The sequence below is a fragment of the Novilysobacter viscosus genome, assembly GCF_046600715.1.
GTDB classification, from domain to species: domain Bacteria; phylum Pseudomonadota; class Gammaproteobacteria; order Xanthomonadales; family Xanthomonadaceae; genus Lysobacter_C; species Lysobacter_C viscosus.
This window is the reverse complement of the sequence record NZ_JBJMAV010000001.1, coordinates 777,233-794,658: the sequence shown is the minus strand read 5'-3', so window position 1 is coordinate 794,658 and position 17,426 is coordinate 777,233. Positions and strand designations below refer to the sequence as shown.

The following is a 17,426-nucleotide window of genomic DNA, read 5'->3' as shown; positions in this document are numbered from 1 at the left end:
GGCGCCGCAGCGCTTCGTCGCGGCGGCGGGCCAGCAACTGCAGGCGGGCCTGCGGACGCAGCGCGTTCAGCCGCAGCGCCGCGCGGTCCGTCGACTGCATCGCCTGCTGCAGGCGGTGGCCCTGCAGTGAACGCAGCCGGCCGTGCAGGGTGCGCAGGCGGGCCGCCAGGTCGTTGCGGTCAGGCACCAGCAGTTCAGCCGCGACCGAGGGCGTCGGGGCGCGCACGTCGGCGGCGAAATCCACCAGCGAGAAATCCGTCTCGTGGCCGATCGCCGATACGATCGGCACGACGCAAGCGGCGACGGTGCGGGCGAGGGCTTCGTCGTTGAACGCCCACAGGTCTTCCAGCGAGCCGCCGCCGCGCGCCAGCACGAGGACGTCATAGCGGCCCGAGGCCTCCGCCCGTACAAGCATGTCGCGGATCTGCGCGGGCGCAGCCTGGCCCTGGACCGGCACCGGCAGCACGTCCACCTCGACCAGCGGGAAACGGCGTGCCAGCACGCTGAGCACGTCCCGCACCGCAGCGCCGCTGGGCGATGTGACCACGCCGATCCGCCTGGCGTGCGCAGGCAGCGGTTGCTTGCGGGCGTCGTCGAACAGGCCTTCGGCCGCCAGGCGCGCCTTCAGCTCATCGAATGCGCGGCGCAGGGCGCCCTCGCCGGCCTCCTCCATGTGGTCGAGCACCATCTGGTACTCGCCCCGCGCCTCGTACAGCGTCAGCCGGCCGCGCACCAGCACGCGCATGCCTTCGCGCGGCTGGAAGTTCAGCCAGGTGCTCTTGGGCTTGAACATCGCCGCCCGGACCTGGGCGCGGGCGTCTTTCAGCGTGAGGTACAGGTGACCGGAGGCGGGCCGGGCGACGTTGCCGAGCTCGGCCTCCACCCACACCGCCGGGAAGCTGCCTTCCAGCAGGTCGCGCGCCAGCGTGTTGAGCTGGCTGGGGGTCAGGACGGCGTTGGGGTCGTCAGGGGTCATCGGGGTGGCTGCGCCGGCGGCCGGACACCGTACCCCAGGGCACCAGGCCGGTCACGCTCCCCAAGCCCACCTGTAGGAGCGACGTGAGTCGCGACCGGACTTGCACGAGCTGGCATGCCCCGGCTTCGACCGCCGTACCAGCCCCCTGCATTCCGGAGAGCGGAGCGCTTGCGGCCCCTCGCAGACCCCACACAGCGATCGCAGCTGAAGCCGCGCCGACAGGCACCGCGCCCCCCGGCGCTACAATGCGCGGCATGGATTTCGACCCCGTCCCGCCCTGTTCGACCCCGCCGTATGGCCCCCAGCCCCGCCGCATCACGCGGGGTGTGGAGATCGGCGGGGTGCGCGTGGGCGGCGGCGCGCCGGTGGTGGTGCAGTCGATGACCAACACCGACACCGCCGACGTCGTGGGCACCGCGCGGCAGGTGGCCGAACTGTGGCGCGCGGGTTCGGAACTGGTGCGCATCACCGTCAACACCGCCGAGGCCGCGGCCTCGGTGCCGCGCATCGCCGACCGGCTGGCGATGATGGGCGTGTCGGTGCCCCTGATCGGCGACTTCCACTACAACGGCCACCAGCTGCTGACCGCCGAGCCGGCCTGCGCGGAGGTGCTGGCCAAGTACCGCATCAACCCCGGCAACGTGGGTTTCGGCAAGAAGCGCGACAGCCAGTTCGCTACGCTGATCGAACTGGCGATCCGCCACGACAAGCCGGTCAGGATCGGCGCCAACTGGGGCTCGCTGGACCAGGCGCTGGCGGCCCGGCTCATGGACGAGAACAGCGCCCGCGCCGAACCGTGGGACGCCGGCCGCGTGCTGCGCGAGTCGCTGATCCGGTCCGCGCTGGATTCGGCCGACCGGGCGGTCGCACTGGGGTTGGCGGCCGAACGCATCGTGCTCAGTGCCAAGGTCAGCGGCGTGCAGGAACTCATCGCGGTGTATCGCGAACTGGCCGTGCGCGGTGACTACGCGCTGCACCTGGGGCTGACCGAGGCCGGTATCGGCAGCAAGGGCATCGTCGCCTCGTGCGCCGCCCTGGGCGTGCTGCTGCAGGAAGGCATCGGCGACACCATCCGCATTTCGCTGACCCCGGAGCCGGGCCAGTCGCGCACGCACGAGGTCATCGTCGCCCAGGAGCTGCTGCAGACCATGGGACTGCGCGCATTCACGCCGATGGTCACCGCATGCCCCGGTTGCGGCCGCACCACCAGCACGTTCTTCCAGGAGCTGGCGCAATCGGTGCAGTCGCACGTGCGCGCGAAGATGCCGGAGTGGAAGATCAGCCACCCGGGCGCGGAGAACCTCACCCTCGCGGTGATGGGCTGCGTGGTCAACGGGCCGGGTGAGTCCCGCCACGCCAACCTCGGCATCTCGCTGCCGGGCACGGGCGAAGCGCCGTCCGCGCCGGTGTTCGAGGACGGTGAAAAGACCGTCACCCTGAGGGGTGAGAACATCGCGGGCGAATTCGTTGCACTGATCGATGACTATGTCGAACGCAAGTACGCCGCCCGGGGCACCGGCTGACCGGACGCCCGATGGCCCGATTCGCCGGGCCTTCCACGCCAAGCTGTGGACGCTCCTGGTCGAGGGCCGCTTCGGGCTCAATTTCCTGCGCCGCTACTGGCGGCGGATGCTGCTGGTGTTCGTGGCGTTGCTGCTTCCGCTGTGGGGCTTCGCCGAGCTCGCCGACGAGGTGACCGACGGCGACCCGTTCGCCTTCGACGAGCCGCTGTTGCGGTGGGCGCATGCTGCGTCCGCGCCGGCGGCGGACCGCTTCTTCTCCCTCGTCACCCACCTGGGCTACGAGTGGCTGGTTATCCCGCTGGACATCGTGCTGGTGCTGGTGCTGGGCTGGCGCGGACGGATGCGCGAAGGACTGTTCGCGGCGCTGGCACTTGGCGGCTCGGCGTTGCTGAACATGGCGACCAAGCAACTGTATGCGCGCGAACGGCCGGACCTGTGGACGTCGCTGCTTCCCGAGGAAACCTACAGCTTCCCGTCGGGGCACGCGATGGGTTCGATGACCCTGGCCGCCGTGGTGATCCTGCTGGCCTGGCCCACGAGATGGCGTTGGACGGCGCTGCTGCTCGCCGGCGGTTTCGCGGTGCTGGTAGGGGCATCGCGGGTGTACCTCGGGGTGCACTTCCCCTCGGACATCCTGGCCGGCTGGACGGCGGCCTGGGCCTGGGCGGTGGCGAGCTTCCTGATGGTGTTCCACCACCACCGCCATCCCTGGGAGCGCCCCGACGCGCCGATCGACAACCCCGAGGACGTCTGACGGCGTCACGCCGTGGCGGTCATTCGCCCGGCTTGGCCGCTTCCACCGGTGCCTGGGTCGCGGCCCGGCGCGCCAGTTGCGCTTCGCGGTGCGCAATGTAGGCATTGGCCGCGAAGATGATCCCCGCGCCCACGACCGTCCAGCGGTCCACCGCCTCGTCGAACAGCACGAAACCCAGGACCGCCACGATCGGCAGCTGCATGAAGCTGATCGGGGTCAATGCCGAGACGTCGCCCAGCTTGAGTGCCCGCGTCCACAGCATGTGCCCACCGGTGCCCAGCACGCCGGCGGCGGCCACCCACAGCCAGGTGATGCCCTGCGGCCACTCCCACACCGCGAGTGCCGGCAACAGCGACATGGGCACCCAGAACATGGTGGTGAGCAGGACGATGCGATCGGCCGGCTCGGTACGCGAGAGCTGCTTGATCTGGATCGCGACGATGCCACTGAGCACCGCGGCCGACACCGCCACCAGGCTGGCGGAGGTGAACCCGGCGGTGCCGGGCCGCACGATCACCAGCACGCCGATGAAGCCGACCACGACCGCTGCCCAACGGCGCATCCGGACCTGTTCGCCCAGCCAGATCACCGCCGCGATGGTCACGAACAGCGGGGTGGAGTAGGACAGCGAAACCGCCTGCGCCAAGGGCAGGTGGCCGATGGCCCAGAAGCCGCAGAACATCGACACCACGCCGATCAGGCAACGGATGAAATAGCGCGGCAGTTGGCGGGTACGCAACAGGCCGGGGCCGTGGTGGAGCAGCAGCGGCAGCGCTGCCAGCAGGCCGAAGAAGTTGCGGAAGAACGCGATCTCGAACGTGTGCAGGGTCTCGGACGCCAGCCGGATCGCGATCACCATCAGCGCGAAGAACGCGGTGCTGCCCAGCATCAGCAGGGCAGCACGGCCATGGGTCGTCATTGGCATGGAGCAGGCGATCGCGTCGGGGGTGGCGGGCTCACCAGCGGTCCCCGACGAGGCGGGGCTCGGGCTCCAGCGCCACCCCGAAGCGTTCCTGCACCGAGGCGGCGATGTCACGTGCAAGCGCCAGCAGCTGCGCGCCAGTGGCGCTGCCGTGGTTCACCAGCACCAGCGCGTGCGTGGCGGCGACGCCCGCATCGCCCCGGCGATGCCCCTTCCAGCCACAGTCATCGATCAGCCATGCCGCGGACAACTTGCTGCGCGGCCCTTGCGGGGTTTCGCCATGGGCCAGTGCGTCGGCGGGGAAGGGGCCGACCGGGAACACCGGCAACCCGGGATGCGCTGCACGCAGTGCCTCGGCCTGGCCTGCGGGCACGATGGGATTCTTGAAGAAGCTGCCGGCATTGCCGAGCACGGCCGGGTCGGGCAACTTGCTGCGCCGGATCTCGATGACCGCGTCGGCCACCTGTCGCGGCGTGGGGGCGGCGTGGCCGGCCGCGGCAAGGGCGTCGCCCAGCCCGGCGTAGTCGATGCGGACCTGCGGCTGGCGCGACAGTGCGAACTCCACCGCGGTGACGATGAAGCGGTCCGGCTGGCGCTTGAACAGGCTGTCGCGGTAGCCGAAGGCGCATTCCCCCGCAGGCAACCGGTGCCACCGCCCGGTCGCAGGCTCGAACGCCTCGACCGCATGGATGCGCTCGCACACTTCCACGCCGTAGGCGCCGATGTTCTGGATCGGCGCCGCACCCACGGTCCCGGGGATCAGGGCGAGGTTTTCCAGCCCCCCCAGGCCGCGCGCCAGGGCCTGCATGACGAAGTCGTGCCATTGGGCACCGGCCTCGGCGCGGAGGATGGTTTCCGCACCGTCGTTGGAACGTTCAGTGACGGCATCGCCGACCAGTACGACCACCGGCTGGTCCGGGTCGCCGGCGAACAGCAGGTTGCTGCCGGCGCCCACCACCAGGGGCCGGGCGCCAGCGAAGCCGTCGCCGGCAAGCAGCCCGGGAAGTGCCCGGGCATCGTTCACTTCCGCCAGCAGTGCGGCCCGCGCGGGCACACCGAAGCTGTTGCGCGCGGTGAGCGGGGCATCGCGCAGGAGACGGACGGGACTGCTCATGCGGCGTGGCGCACGCGGTGTCCCTGCACGCCAGGCGCGGTCACGCGTGGCACGGTCATGCCGTGGGCGGCATGTTGCCGCGGCTGGGGGCGAACTTGCGGCGCCGGATCGCCTCCACGCACTCGTTGACCAGGTCCGGGCCGCGGTAGACCAGGCCCGTGTACAGCTGCACCAGGCTGGCACCGGCGGCCAGCTTGGTCACCGCATCGGCGCCCGACAGGATGCCGCCCACCCCGACCAGCGGGATCGCCTCGGGCAAACGCGTGCGCATCATCCGCAGCACGGTGGTGGACTGGCCCATCAGCGGGCGACCGGACAGGCCGCCGGGCTCTTCGGCGTGGCGCGCGCCCTCCACCGGCACGCGCGCAATGGTGGTGTTGGTGGCGACCACGCCGTCCACCTCCAGTTCCGCAAGCACCCTCGCGCAGGCATGGATGTCGTCGTCCGACAGGTCGGGCGCGATCTTCACCAGCATCGGCACGCGCTTGCCGTGCTTGGCGCCCAGGCGCTCCTGCTCCTCGCGGAGCGTCCCGATCAGCCGGCGCAGCAGCTGCTCTTCCTGCAGCTCACGCAGTCCCGCGGTGTTGGGCGAGGAGATGTTGACGGTGATGTAGTCGGCCAGCGGGTATACGCGCGCCAGGCAATACATGTAGTCGCCGTCGGCGATCTCGTTGGGGGTGTCCTTGTTCTTGCCGATGTTGATGCCCAGCAGCCCGCCACCGGGCCGGCGTGCACGCTCGACGTTGCGAACCAGCGCATCCACGCCTGCGTTGTTGAACCCCAGGCGGTTGATGACGGCCTGGTGCTCGGGCAGGCGGAACATGCGCGGCTTCGGGTTACCCCGCTGCGCCTTGGGGGTGACGGTGCCGACCTCCACGAACCCGAACCCCAGCGACAGCAGTGCGTCGATGTGTTCGCCGTTCTTGTCCAGCCCCGCGGCCAGGCCAACGGGGTTGGGGAAATCCAGGCCGAAGGCATGGGTGGGCAGTGGCTCGGGAGGGCGGCCGACCAGCGGGTTCACTCCGGTCCGGTAGGCCAACTCCAGTGCGCGCAGGCCCAGGCCGTGGGCGCGCTCGGCATCGACGTTGAACAGGAACGGGCGCGCCAGTCGGTACATGCGGTCAGTTCGCCATCCAGCTCAGCCAGGCCATGCCGCCGAAGAACACCACGAACACCATGACGGCCAGCACCCCCACCAGCAGGTTGGTCCAGCCCAGGGCAAGCCCGGCGACGGCGAGTGCATCGCCGTCGACCGAGCCGGCAGCGCGCCGGATCTCGCCACGGGCCACGTGCCCGGTGACCACCGCCACCACCCCGCCCACCAGCGGCAGCACGAACCACGACAGGATGCCGAAGACCAGGCTGATGACCGCGGCGGTACTGGTGCGGGGGACGGGCATGTTCATGTCGGCGGGCTCCGTGGTGGGTTCAGAGGTCGAACTTGATGCCCTGTGCCAGCGGCAGGTCGTTGGAGTAGTTGATGGTGTTGGTCTGGCGGCGCATGTAGGCCTTCCACGCGTCCGAACCGGACTCACGGCCACCGCCGGTCTCCTTCTCGCCGCCGAACGCGCCGCCGATCTCCGCACCGGACGTGCCGATGTTGACGTTGGCGATGCCGCAGTCGCTGCCGGCCGCCGACAGGAACGCCTCGGCGTGGCGCAGGTCGGTGGTGAACACCGCCGAGGACAGGCCCTGCGGGACGGCGTTCTGCATCTCCAGCGCCTCTTCGAGATTGCCGAACTTCATCACGTAGAGGATCGGTGCGAAGGTCTCGGTCTGCACCACCTCGGCCGAGTTGGACAGGCCGGTGACGATCGTCGGCAGCACGAAGTTGCCCTTGCGGTCGACGCGTGCACCGCCGGTGGCCACCGTGCCGCCCGCGGCCTTGGCCTTCTCGATGGCGTCCAGGTATGCCTGCACGGCGTCGGCGCTGTTGAGCGGGCCCATCAGGTTCTTCGGGTCGGTCGGGTCGCCGATCTTTCCCTCTACCTGCTTGTAGGCGGCGACCAGCTTGGCCAGCACGTCGTCATGGATGTCCTCGTGGATGAAGACGCGGCGCGTGCTGGTGCAGCGCTGGCCGGCGGTGCCGACCGCGCCGAACACGATCGCCGGGATCGCCAGCTTCAGGTCGGCGGTCCTGTCGACGATCATCGCGTTGTTGCCGCCCAGCTCCAGCAGCGAGCGGCCCATGCGGCGCGCGACGCGCTCGCCGACGTGGCGGCCCACCCGGGTGCTGCCGGTGAAGCTGACCAGCGCGATCCGCTTGTCGTCCACGAAGTCCTGCGCCAGCTCGGTGCCGGCGTCGTTGAACAGGAAGAAGATGTCCGGGAAGCCGGCCTTCTGCAGCGCCTCGTTGCAGATCTTCATCGAGGCGATCGCCGAAAGCGGGGTCTTGGGCGAGGGCTTCCAGATGCAGATGTCGCCGCACACGCCGGCCACGAAGGCATTCCACGCCCACACCGCCACCGGGAAATTGAACGCCGAGATGATCCCGACGATACCCAGCGGGTGCCACTGCTCGTACATCCGGTGGCCCGGGCGCTCGGAATGCATGGTCAGGCCGTAGAGCTGGCGCGAGAGGCCGACGGCGAACTCGCCGATGTCGATCATCTCCTGCACTTCGCCGTCGCCTTCGGGCTTGGACTTGCCCATTTCCAGCGCGACCAGCGAGCCGAGCTCATCCTTGTGGGTGCGCAGCGCGTCGGCGCACAGGCGGATCGCCTCGCCGCGGCGCGGGGCCGGGGTGGTGCGCCACACCTTGAAGGCGGCCTGGGCGCGCTCGACGATGGTCTCGTAGTCCTCCCGGGACGACGCCCGCACCCGCGCCAGCACTTCGCCGTCGGTCGGGTTGATCGGCTCGATGATGCCGGCATCGTCGGTGCTGGCCCATTCGCCATTGCCGAGGTAGGTGCCGGATTCAGTGCCGGTCAGGCCGAGGGCGGTGAGGACGGGATGGGTCATGGGGGAACTCCTGTAGTGGGAAACGAAGCGGTAGTAGCGACGTCAGCCGCGACGGACCGCACCGGGTGATCCGGATCGGCGGTAGTCGCGGCGCAAGCCGCTACTGCTGCACCGCCGATAGGCGATGGGTGGCGACCCCGACACGATTCGAACGTGTGACCTTCCCCTTAGGAGGGGGATGCTCTATCCAGCTGAGCTACGGGGCCAAGGCCGGGACGGGCCCGGTCAGCCCCGGGATTTTCGCATGCGGGAGCTTGTCGGGGCCAATCGAGGCCGATCGGGCGGGTCAGGGTGCGGATCCGCCCGGGAGCGGGGGGCGGCGAAAGGCATACACGACCGCGCCCAGCGCGATCGCGGCGGCCCCCATCGCCAGGTTGGCCAGGCTGGCGCTGGCCAACAGCGCAAGCGACAACACGATCGCCGCGACCGGGATCAGTGGCCCACCGGGCAGGCGGAGCGCGCCCTCGCGGTGCGGATGCCGGCGCTGCAGGACGATCGCCGCGCAGGCCGTGGCCACGTACGCGAACAACCGGGCGATCACCGACAGCAGCGCCAGCTCCACGAACGAGCCGGTCAGCGCGAGGGCGACCGCCAGACCGGCCTGCACGATGATCGCGACAACCGGCGTTCGCCAGCGCGGATGCAACCGTGCCAGCGGCCGCGGGAGGTAGCCGTCGAGGGCCAGCGCATACATGTAGCGGGGGCCGAACAGCATGGTGTTGAAGTTGGTCCCTAGGATCGAGATCGCCGCGCCCACCGTCAGCAACAGCGCCGCGCCGCGGCCCGCGAACCCCGCCGCGGCCTCCGCCAGGGGCGTTTCCGATTGCGCCAGCGCCGGCAGGGTGCCCTGCGCGACCATCTGTACCAGCACGTACAGCGCGGTGACCAGCGCGATCATCGCCACCAGCGCGAACGGCACGTCGCGGCGCGGGTTGCGGTACTCGCCGGCCGCGGCCGGGGTGTTCTCGAAACCGGCGTAGGCGAACAGCAACAGCAGTGCGGCCTCGCCCAGTTGCGCCGGCTGGTCCAGCGGCAGCGCCTCCAGTCGCACGGCCGACCAGTCCATGTACGCCAGGCCGACAACGACGAAGAACAGCAGCGGCAGCAGCTTGGCGATGGTCAGTGCCACGCCCGCGCGCGCTGCGGTGCGCACGCCGACCAGGTTGATCCACGTCAGCAGGCCGAGCGACGCGACCACGATGGCGGTACGCCCCGGGACCGTGGACGCCCATGGCCAGAACAGCGACACCGCCAGCGCCAGTCCGTTGCTGAGCGCGGCGGCGACGGTGACGCGGGTGATCAGCGTCATCCAGCCGGTCAGGAAGCCGGCGAAGGGACCGAATGCTTCGCGTGCATACAGATACGCACCCCCGGGCCCCTCGAAGTGGCTCGAGGCCTGCGCGTAGCACAGCACCAGCAGCGTGACCGCCAGGCCGGCGGCGAGGATCGCCCACAGGCTGGCGCCGCCCAGCAGCAGCGCCGCCGCGGCAGGCAGCAGGTAGATGCCACTGCCGACCACGTCATTGATCGACAGGCCCACGATCTGCCAGCGTCCGACCGCCCGCACCAGGCCGGTGGCGGGGTCGGTTCCGGGCGGGTGGGAAGGGGGTGCGGGTGGCAGTGGCATGCGGACTCCTTGGGTAACGAAGGCAGCGGTCTGATCAGTCCCCGGCGGGGGCGGGCAGCCCCCACGCGGCATGCAGGCGTGCGTGCTCGGGCGTGGGCAGCAGCACGAACAGCGGTCGGGCGGCGGGGTCCAGCCACGCCAGCAAGGCCTGCATGTGCCCGGCGTCCATTGCCGTGCAGCCGGCGGTCGGGGTCTGCGGGGACTTCCACACGTGGGCGAAGATGCAGCTGCCGGCACGCGGTACGGCGGCGGTGTTGTGTTCGATCACGAAGCCCAGCACGTAGCGCGCATCACCCTGCTTGTGCAGGTCGCGCCGCATGGGCTCGGTCGAGCCCACGATGGCATCGGCGCCCACGTCCTGGACGCTGACGATCCGGTTGTACAGCGGTGAACCGGGCACGTCGATGCACCAGTCACCGGCGGTCATGGCCCGGTAGGGCAGGGCGGTGTCGGCCGTGGCGGCATAGCCGAACGCATCGCCGATGGCGAACACGCCGGCCGGCGCGCGGCCGTCGCCCTCGCGCTTGACCGGGCCGCCCGCGACCGCCGGATGCAGCCCGGTGCCCCACGCCGCGCCGGTGCGGCCGATGATCGCGGGCCAGGGTTCGCCCACTTGCCGCCACGTGCCGCCCTCGCGGCGGTAGCGGCGAACGGTGGCATCGCTGTTGTCCCAGCCGGCGGTGGTGACCAGCACCAACTGGTCCGAGCCCGCTGCCAGCGGCGCCGGCGGAACCACCCTGCTCGCGCAGCCCGCTGAAGCCAATACCACGAGCGCGGCCAGCAGCCATCGGGTGGCGGATCGGAAGGGCAGGGTCGGCTGCTGCATGCGGGTGCCTCGCGGGAGCGGGGGTGGGCGTTCGGGTCGGTCAGCGGATGGCGTAGGGGCGGACGATGGCGTTGGCCCGGTCCACGTAGGGGGTTCCGTCTTCGAATACCAGGCTGCGCAGCGTGGTGACCACCACACCGTTGAGCCGGAGGCGCGCGACGCCGCCATCCGCATCGCGCTGGCCGCCGCCATGGATGTCGTGGATCACGTACGGTTCGCTGTTGGCATGGCCGATCACCAGCATCACATGGCCGGGCACGTACACGAGGTCGCCGACCTGCAGGGTAGACAGCGCCGCGGCGCGGGCGCCTGCGTCGTCCAGCGGCTGGATGTCGAGCACCGGGCTGCGCGCCTGGTCGCCGGTGTTGCGCGGCAACAGCACGCCCATGCTTGCGTAGACCTCGGATACGAACCCGCTGCAATCGCGCGCGTTGTAGTCGTGGCCCCAGCCGTAGCGCTCGCCGAGGAACTTGAAGGCCTGGGCAATGGTGTTGCTGCGGGTCAGCGGCAGCGGGGCATCCGCGGTATCGGCGCTGCGAGGGAGCAGGGCCGGCTGCAGCGCGAGGCGTCCGGCCGCGTCTCGCACCGGCACCTCCACCACGTGGCCGCTGCCCGGGTGCTGGCGGTTGACGGCATGCGTGGGCGACGTGTCCGCCACCGGCAGCCGTGTCCCCATGTCCAGCTGCAGCGCCGACACCGCCGGGGCGTCAGGGGCAAGCACGGTATGCGCGGTCGCGCCCGTCACCAAGCGGAAGGGGGTGCGGTTGGCGAATCCGAGCACCGTGTCGGCGTCGCCTTCGGCCACGCCGCCGGCTTCGATCCACGCCGCGTAGCGCGGGCTTACGACGAACAGCCACTGGCCGTCGCGGCTGGCGTGCGCGATCACCACCGGGGTGCCGGGGAACAGCGCGCTTTCCTGGAACCGGTCGATGTCGGTGTCGCCCGGTGTGCTGAACACGCGCAGGCCGGTCGGGAACGTGCGCAGGGCCGCCCGGCGCACCACCAGCCCGTAGCGCGTGGGCTGGCGTGCCGGCACCGCATCCAGGGCGAGAGCATCGAGCAGGGCGTCGAAGGTGGTGGCCGGCACCGGCGCGCCCGACGCGTCATGGCGCGGCGCTGTCGGCCGGCGGGAAATCGACTCGATCCAGTCGACCACCCTGGCACGTTCCAGCACCGGTCCGATTGCCGCGAGGTCGTGCAGCGACGGGTCTTCGCGCAGCAGGCGGGTATTGCGGGCCTCGATCAGCCCGGGTGAAGCGAGGACCTGTCCGGCGTCGGGCGCGCGCTCGATCCAGTACGCCGGGGTCCAGCGCGCAGGGTCGTCCATGCCGGTGATCGCAGGTGCCGGCTCGCGCTGTGCCGCATGCGCGACCTCGGCCACGCAGGCGGCCACGCACGCGGCAAGGCCCAGCGCGAACAGGGCGGGCGCGATGCCGGCCAGCGGGCGGCGACGGGGGCGGGCGGCGACGGCATCAGGCATGCGGGCGAGCATAGCGCGCAAGCGAAAGGCCCCGGCGTCTGCGCGACGCCGGGGCCTTCGGGAATCCAGATGGTGGAGCGGAGGGGGATCGAACCCCTGACCTTCGCGATGCGAACGCGACGCTCTCCCAGCTGAGCTACCGCCCCACGTGGCACGGAGTCTATCCGGCTGCCGGCATCGATACCAGCCCGCAATCCTGGCCGGGTGCACGCAGGTTCGGCGTTGTCGCGTGCCGTGACGCAGGCCCTTCGCAAGCCCGATGGTGGCCGTCGAAGCCGCCTTGCAACGGCGGATCCGGCTCAGCGGTCAAGCAACGGGCGCAGTTGCGGTTCCAGGGTTTCGCGCCGCCATCCAGCCAGCGCATCGGGCCATTGGCCGTGGTCAAGCAGGGCTTCCAGCCAGCGGCGCGAGGCCAGGACGCCGTCGGGCAGGCCCAGCTCCGCGCTGAGCGCTGCGACCGCATCCTGCAGTTGTCGCAGTGCCTGCTTGTCGCGGCGCTCGGACACGCTGGCGTCGGGGGCATCGAGCTCGTCGTCGAGGGGGTGCTGCAAGGCGTCCCAGATGGCGTCGCCCAGCTTGCGCGGTGCTTTGGGGTGCGCATCGAGTTGCGCCTGCAGTGCGCCCCGGTCGGCGGGGGGCATGCGGGCGATGGCGACGGCGAGCTCGTTATCGAGGATCCACGTGCGCGGACGGTCGTTGTCGCGCGCGTAGCGGTCCCGCCAACGCAGCAGGCGCACCAGCCGGCGCTGCGCGCCCAGGTCCAGGAACTGCGCGCTGCGCAGCGACAGGTGCGGCCAGCGTTCGATGTCGCCGCTGTCGGCGTTGGCGAGCGTGCGCTCGGCGTCTTCGGCCAGCCACTCGCGCCGGCCCAACCGGTCCAGTTCGGACGCGAGCGTGTCATGCAGCTCGAACAGGTGGCGCACGTCGTCGGCTGCGTATTCCAGCTGTGACGGGGAGAGCGGCCGACGTAGCCAGTCCGAGCGGGTCTCGCCCTTGGCCAGCGCAATGCCGGTCACGCGCTCGACCAGCTTCTGGTAGCCCATGCCGCCTGCGATGCCGGCAAGCGCTGCGGCCAACTGGGTATCGAACAGCGGCCGGGGCACCGTATCGCATGCATGCTTGAAGGCGACCAGGTCCTCGCTGGGGCTGTGCATCACCTTCAGAACGCGGGTGTCTGCCAGCAAGGTGCCCAGGGCATCGGTCATTCCCGGCACGAGCGGATCGACCAGCAGGATGTCGAGTCCATTGCCGGTTTCGATGGCGATCTGCACGAGGGCCAGTTGCGGCCAGTAGGTGCGCTCGCGGATGAATTCGGTATCCAGCCCGATGCGCGCAGGCGGGCTGGAGAAGCAGGCGAGCAATTCGGCGGGGTCTTGGATCCAGCGTGGCACGGGTCGGGGCACCGGGGTTCACGGGCAGGTTGCCGGGGCGGGCGACAATAGCCTACTTTCGCCGGGCCAACCGCCCCGGTGGCGTGGGTGGCTGCCGGCGCGCACCTGCGCCAGTGTGCCCTGCGCCCACACCCACGAGCCCCCTGGAGGACGTTTGCACCGACCCCGTACTGCGATTGCTTGGACCGTACTCGCGCTGGCGGTGCTGACGGTCGGCTGCGGGCGTGGCGACGATGCTTCAGGATCCGACCCCGCCAGCCCTGCGACCTCGCAACCCACGGCGCGCGCACCCATCGTCACCGTCAGCGCCGACCAGGCGGTCTCGCCGGTTGCGCCCTGGTCGCTTCCCGCCGTGCCGGTGGAAGACGCCGCATTCGCAAGGCTCAAGGCGCAGGCGGCGGAGGCACTGGAATCGGGGCGCCTGTTCGATGACGCACGCTCGGCCATCCCGTTGTATGTCGCCCTCACCCGGCACGCACCCGACGACGCAGAGGCGAAGGCCGGCCTGCAGCAGGCGCTGTCGGCCCTGGTCGCAAGGGGCGATGCCGCGCTGGCGGAAATCGACCGCAACCCGGCGGCCCTGCGCGTCGCACACGAGGTCGGCGCCGTGGTCCGGGCCGTTGCCCCGGAGGGTGCCCCATCGGAGGCCTACCTGTCGCGGCTGGAGACGGTCGACGAGGCGCAACGCGCCAACCGGCTGGGCGAGGAAGCACTCAATGCGGGTCGCGTGGGCGAGAACGGGGAACACGGCGCACTGGCGCTGTTCCGGCAGGCGCTCGAGCTCCGACCGGGCGACGTGCGCGCGATGCAGGGCATTGCAGCGTCGGAAAGTGCATTGATCCGGCGTGCCGAAGTCGCCGCCGGCGAGGACGATTTCGACGGTGCGGAACGCTGGCTGCAGGCAGCAGCGGAGGTGCGTCCCGGGTTCGAGACGGTTGACCATGCCCGCCAGCGCATCGCCCGGCAACGTGCCGCCCGCATCGGCGACCTGCGTGACCAGGGGCTCGCGGCGCTGGGCGAACCCGGCGGGCTGGGAGAGGCGCGCACCCACCTGGCCGAATTGCTGCGCATCGCCCGGCCCGGCGACCCCGCCGCCGCCCAGCTGCGTGAGCGCATCGACCTGGCCGCCCACTACGGCCTGTTCCGGCCGGGGCAGGCCTTTACCGACGCCCTGCGCAATGGCGGCCGCGGGCCGGAGCTGGTGGTCGTCCCGCACGGCGCCTTCCGCATGGGCGCGGGCGATGCCGAGCGCGATGCCACCGATGCCGAGCGGCCGACGCGCAACATCCGCTTTCCGCGCGGGCTGGCGGTCGCACGCCACGAAGTCACGGTGGACGAGTTCGGGCGCTTCGTCGCGGCCAGTGGCTACGAGCCGCGCGCCACCCGCAGGGGCTACTCCATCGCCTACGACGAACGCAGCGGCAACCTGGTCAGGCGCAGCAACGTCGACTGGCGCTCGGACTACACCGGCAAGCGCGCCGATCCGTCGATGCCGGTGGTGCACGTCAGCGCGCAGGACGCGCTTGCCTACGCCGAATGGCTTTCGGCGCAGACCGGCCAGCGCTACCGGCTGCCCAGCGAGGCGGAGTTCGAGTACGCACTGCGCGCCGGCAGCCCGGCGCGCTACCCGTGGGGCAACGGCGGGCCGCCGGCGCGGGCGGGCAATTTCACCGGCGGCGGGGAGCGTTCTCCGAGTGGTCGGGAATGGCGCAATTCATTCGAGGGCTATGACGACGATGCATGGGGGCCTGCTCCCGTGGAGAGCTACCGTCCCAATGCATTCGGTCTTCACGACATGGCCGGCAATGTCAGCGAGTGGGTGGCGGACTGCTGGCACGACAACTACCGCCGTGCGCCGGACGATGGCCAGGCGTGGGTCAATCCCGGTTGCCGCACCCGCGTGGTGAGGGGCGGTTCTTGGGCGAGTTCGCCCGCCCATACCCGGTCGGCGTGGCGCGTGGCCAGCCAGTCCGATACCACCAACGCCCGTATCGGCTTCCGGGTGGTGCGCGAGATCTGATCGCGCCCGCCCCCGCTGGATGCGGTGATGTCCAGGCCAGTTGTGCAACGTTGACGAGGGCGTTCGAATGAGGATCGGTTCGGTGGGCAGGCAGGCGTCGGCAGGTGGGCGTCGTCGTGGTTTCGGTGGCATGCGCTGGTGGATCCTGCTGCTGTTCGCAGGCTATGCCGCGTGGTCCTGGTTCGGGAACGCCGAGGTCGATCCGTACACCGGCGAGAAGGCGCGCTACGGGGCGTCGGCAGAGGAAGAGGTGCAGCTCGGGGCGCAGGCGTTCGACCAGGTGCTGGGCGATGCGAAGGCCCAGGGCGCGCTGATGCCGCCCGATGCCCAGGTCAGCCAGCAGGTGCGTGAAATCGCGCAGCGGCTGGTGGAGCGGGTGCCCGAAGTGACCGCCGAACTTGCCGCGCTGAACCAGCAACCCGCTCCGACCGACTACGAGTCGTTCCAGTGGGACGTGGCGGTGATCCAGTCAGACCAGGCCAACGCTTTCTGCTTGCCTGGCGGCAAGATGGCGGTGTACACGGGCCTGCTTCCCATCGTCGAGAACCAGGACGGCATGGCGGTGGTGATGGGCCACGAGATCGCCCACGCGCTGTTGCGGCACGGCAGCCAGCGCATGGCGCAGCAGAAGCTGGTGCAGATGGGGCAGATCGCCGCGGGCATGGCGGTGGGCGGCATGGACCCGCAGCAGCAGCAGGCGGTGATGGCCGCACTGGGTGCGGGCGCGCAGTACGGTTTCGTGCTGCCCTACGGCCGGGACCACGAGACCCAGGCCGACGAGGTCGGGCTGATGCTGGCCGCGGCGGCGTGCTATGACCCCAACGAGGCGGTGCCGCTGTGGCAGCGCATGTCGCAGATCGGGGGCGGGGAGCGCCCGCCGGAGTTCGCTTCGACCCACCCCGACCCCGCGAACCGCATGCAGACACTGCAGTCGCTGATGCCGCAAGCCGAGGCGTTCCGCGCGAAGTATTGCCGGTAAGGTCCGATCATGGGCCGGCCACCGGACGGCGGTCAGTACTGCCACAGGCACATCCTGCAGCGGGAGCCTGGGGGTCGCAGCGTCGCGAGTGCTCAGAAGCTCATGAACAGCCCGCCGTTGACCGGCAGGTTGGCACCGGTGATGAAACCGGCATCTTCCGCGGTGAGGAACGTCACCGCGCGGGCGATCTCAGCCGGGCGCCCCAGCCGTCCCACCGGAACGGACTCGACGATGCGTTCGAGAACCGCGTCGGGCACGGCCATCACCATCGCCGTTTCGCAGTAGCCGGGCGAGACCGAATTCACCGTCACGCCCTTGCGCGCCACTTCGCGTGCCAGGGCCATGGTGAACCCGTGCATGCCGGCCTTGGCTGCGGCGTAGTTGGTCTGTCCGTACTGCCCAGTCTGCCCGTTCACCGAGCTGATGTTGACGATGCGGCCGAACCCGCGCGCGACCATCCCGGCGACGACATGCCGGCACAGGTTGAACACGCCGTCCAGGTTGACCCGGAGCACGTCGTCCCATTGCGCCTGTTCCATGTTCGCCAGGCGCGTGTCGCGGGTGATGCCGGCGGCGTTGACCAGGATGTCGACGGTGCCGTGCTCGCGTTCAATGCGGTCGATCACTGCCCGGCAGGCCGCGAAGTCACCCACATCGGCCGTTTCAAGTTGGACGTCGAGCGCTTCGGTCCGTTCCCTGAAACATGACAGCCGGTCGGCACCCGCGGGCAGGTCGATCGCCACCACGCGATGGCCTTCCAGCGCCAGCGCGCGGCAGATCTCGCTGCCCAGTCCACCGATCCCGCCGCTGACCACGGCCAGCCTCGCCTGCCGCGCCATGGGGCCCGGGGCCC

The 17,426-nt window shown here is 70.6% G+C and carries 15 protein-coding genes and 2 tRNA genes; 4 read left to right on the top strand and 13 right to left on the bottom strand.

Going from position 1 to position 17,426, the window contains the following annotated elements; genetic code table 11:
- On the bottom strand, positions 1–976 hold a 976-nt coding region (xseA, locus tag ACJQWL_RS03660; RefSeq protein WP_330969861.1), incomplete at its 3' end, for an exodeoxyribonuclease VII large subunit.
- A 254-nt stretch (positions 977–1,230) separates the two neighbouring features.
- Between xseA and ispG the strand changes: the two genes are divergently transcribed.
- Both ispG and ACJQWL_RS03650 read left to right on the top strand, forming a co-directional pair.
- Entirely contained in the window at positions 1,231–2,499 is a 1,269-nt protein-coding gene (gene ispG / locus ACJQWL_RS03655; protein ID WP_330969860.1) for a flavodoxin-dependent (E)-4-hydroxy-3-methylbut-2-enyl-diphosphate synthase, read from the top strand.
- On the top strand, positions 2,462–3,253 hold the full coding sequence (locus ACJQWL_RS03650; RefSeq protein ID WP_330969859.1) for a phosphatase PAP2 family protein: 792 nt from the start codon (positions 2,462–2,464) through the stop codon (positions 3,251–3,253). The genes ispG and ACJQWL_RS03650 overlap by 38 nt, the downstream gene beginning before the upstream one ends.
- 19 nt (positions 3,254–3,272) lie before the next feature.
- On the opposite strand, the gene ACJQWL_RS03645 is transcribed toward ACJQWL_RS03650, so the two are convergent.
- The 11 genes from ACJQWL_RS03645 to rnd all read right to left on the bottom strand — a co-directional run bounded on the left by ACJQWL_RS03645 (position 3,273) and on the right by rnd (position 13,574).
- Positions 3,273–4,178: a DMT family transporter gene (locus ACJQWL_RS03645; RefSeq protein WP_411300710.1), complete on the bottom strand. Its 906-nt coding sequence runs from the start codon at positions 4,176–4,178 to the stop codon at positions 3,273–3,275.
- A 31-nt stretch (positions 4,179–4,209) separates the two neighbouring features.
- The gene (gene murB / locus ACJQWL_RS03640; RefSeq protein WP_330969857.1) at positions 4,210–5,289 is read right to left on the bottom strand and encodes a UDP-N-acetylmuramate dehydrogenase; all 1,080 of its coding nucleotides are present in this window, start codon (positions 5,287–5,289) and stop codon (positions 4,210–4,212) included.
- A gap of 55 nt (positions 5,290–5,344) precedes the next feature.
- A complete protein-coding gene (locus ACJQWL_RS03635) occupies positions 5,345–6,406 on the bottom strand; it encodes a quinone-dependent dihydroorotate dehydrogenase (RefSeq protein WP_330969856.1) in 1,062 nt (353 codons plus the stop codon).
- Positions 6,407–6,410: 4 nt separating this feature from the next.
- Positions 6,411–6,695, bottom strand: coding sequence for a DUF4190 domain-containing protein (locus tag ACJQWL_RS03630; RefSeq protein WP_330969855.1), 285 nt, complete (start codon positions 6,693–6,695; stop codon positions 6,411–6,413).
- 22 nt (positions 6,696–6,717) lie between these two features.
- Entirely contained in the window at positions 6,718–8,250 is a 1,533-nt protein-coding gene (gene amaB / locus ACJQWL_RS03625; protein WP_330969854.1) for an L-piperidine-6-carboxylate dehydrogenase, read from the bottom strand.
- A 129-nt stretch (positions 8,251–8,379) separates the two neighbouring features.
- A tRNA-Arg gene (locus ACJQWL_RS03620) sits at positions 8,380–8,456 on the bottom strand.
- An 80-nt stretch (positions 8,457–8,536) separates the two neighbouring features.
- Complete coding sequence (locus ACJQWL_RS03615; RefSeq protein WP_330969853.1) at positions 8,537–9,877, bottom strand: APC family permease; 1,341 nt, start codon at positions 9,875–9,877, stop codon at positions 8,537–8,539.
- 34 nt (positions 9,878–9,911) lie between these two features.
- Positions 9,912–10,703, bottom strand: a complete 792-nt coding sequence (locus tag ACJQWL_RS03610; RefSeq protein WP_411300709.1) for a L,D-transpeptidase family protein — start codon at positions 10,701–10,703, stop codon at positions 9,912–9,914.
- Positions 10,704–10,743: 40 nt separating this feature from the next.
- Positions 10,744–12,183, bottom strand: a complete 1,440-nt coding sequence (locus ACJQWL_RS03605; RefSeq protein WP_411300708.1) for a C40 family peptidase — start codon at positions 12,181–12,183, stop codon at positions 10,744–10,746.
- Positions 12,184–12,253: 70 nt separating this feature from the next.
- Positions 12,254–12,329 (bottom strand) — tRNA-Ala (locus tag ACJQWL_RS03600).
- 153 nt (positions 12,330–12,482) lie between these two features.
- Positions 12,483–13,574 (bottom strand): ribonuclease D, encoded by a 1,092-nt coding sequence (gene rnd / locus ACJQWL_RS03595; protein WP_330969556.1) that lies wholly within the window; start codon positions 13,572–13,574, stop codon positions 12,483–12,485.
- A 154-nt stretch (positions 13,575–13,728) separates the two neighbouring features.
- Between rnd and ACJQWL_RS03590 the strand changes: the two genes are divergently transcribed.
- Together ACJQWL_RS03590 and ACJQWL_RS03585 are read left to right on the top strand one after the other, a co-directional pair.
- Entirely contained in the window at positions 13,729–15,594 is a 1,866-nt protein-coding gene (locus ACJQWL_RS03590) for an SUMF1/EgtB/PvdO family nonheme iron enzyme (protein ID WP_330969539.1), read from the top strand.
- 67 nt (positions 15,595–15,661) lie between these two features.
- Complete coding sequence (locus tag ACJQWL_RS03585) at positions 15,662–16,573, top strand: M48 family metallopeptidase (protein ID WP_330969540.1); 912 nt, start codon at positions 15,662–15,664, stop codon at positions 16,571–16,573.
- Between the two features lie 92 nt (positions 16,574–16,665).
- On the opposite strand, the gene phbB is transcribed toward ACJQWL_RS03585, so the two are convergent.
- On the bottom strand, positions 16,666–17,412 hold the full coding sequence (phbB, locus tag ACJQWL_RS03580) for an acetoacetyl-CoA reductase (RefSeq protein WP_330969541.1): 747 nt from the start codon (positions 17,410–17,412) through the stop codon (positions 16,666–16,668).
- Between the last annotated feature and the right edge of the window lie 14 nt (positions 17,413–17,426).

Coding starts and splice junctions, on each gene's coding strand:
- ispG (WP_330969860.1), top strand. CDS start 1,231: ATGGATTTCGACCCCGTCCCGCCCTGTTCGACCCCGCCGTATGGCCCC.
- ACJQWL_RS03650 (WP_330969859.1), top strand. CDS start 2,462: ATGTCGAACGCAAGTACGCCGCCCGGGGCACCGGCTGACCGGACGCCC.
- ACJQWL_RS03645 (WP_411300710.1), bottom strand. CDS start 4,178: ATGCCAATGACGACCCATGGCCGTGCTGCCCTGCTGATGCTGGGCAGC.
- murB (WP_330969857.1), bottom strand. CDS start 5,289: ATGAGCAGTCCCGTCCGTCTCCTGCGCGATGCCCCGCTCACCGCGCGC.
- ACJQWL_RS03635 (WP_330969856.1), bottom strand. CDS start 6,406: ATGTACCGACTGGCGCGCCCGTTCCTGTTCAACGTCGATGCCGAGCGC.
- ACJQWL_RS03630 (WP_330969855.1), bottom strand. CDS start 6,695: ATGAACATGCCCGTCCCCCGCACCAGTACCGCCGCGGTCATCAGCCTG.
- amaB (WP_330969854.1), bottom strand. CDS start 8,250: ATGACCCATCCCGTCCTCACCGCCCTCGGCCTGACCGGCACTGAATCC.
- ACJQWL_RS03615 (WP_330969853.1), bottom strand. CDS start 9,877: ATGCCACTGCCACCCGCACCCCCTTCCCACCCGCCCGGAACCGACCCC.
- ACJQWL_RS03610 (WP_411300709.1), bottom strand. CDS start 10,703: ATGCAGCAGCCGACCCTGCCCTTCCGATCCGCCACCCGATGGCTGCTG.
- ACJQWL_RS03605 (WP_411300708.1), bottom strand. CDS start 12,183: ATGCCTGATGCCGTCGCCGCCCGCCCCCGTCGCCGCCCGCTGGCCGGC.
- ACJQWL_RS03585 (WP_330969540.1), top strand. CDS start 15,662: ATGAGGATCGGTTCGGTGGGCAGGCAGGCGTCGGCAGGTGGGCGTCGT.
- phbB (WP_330969541.1), bottom strand. CDS start 17,412: ATGGCGCGGCAGGCGAGGCTGGCCGTGGTCAGCGGCGGGATCGGTGGA.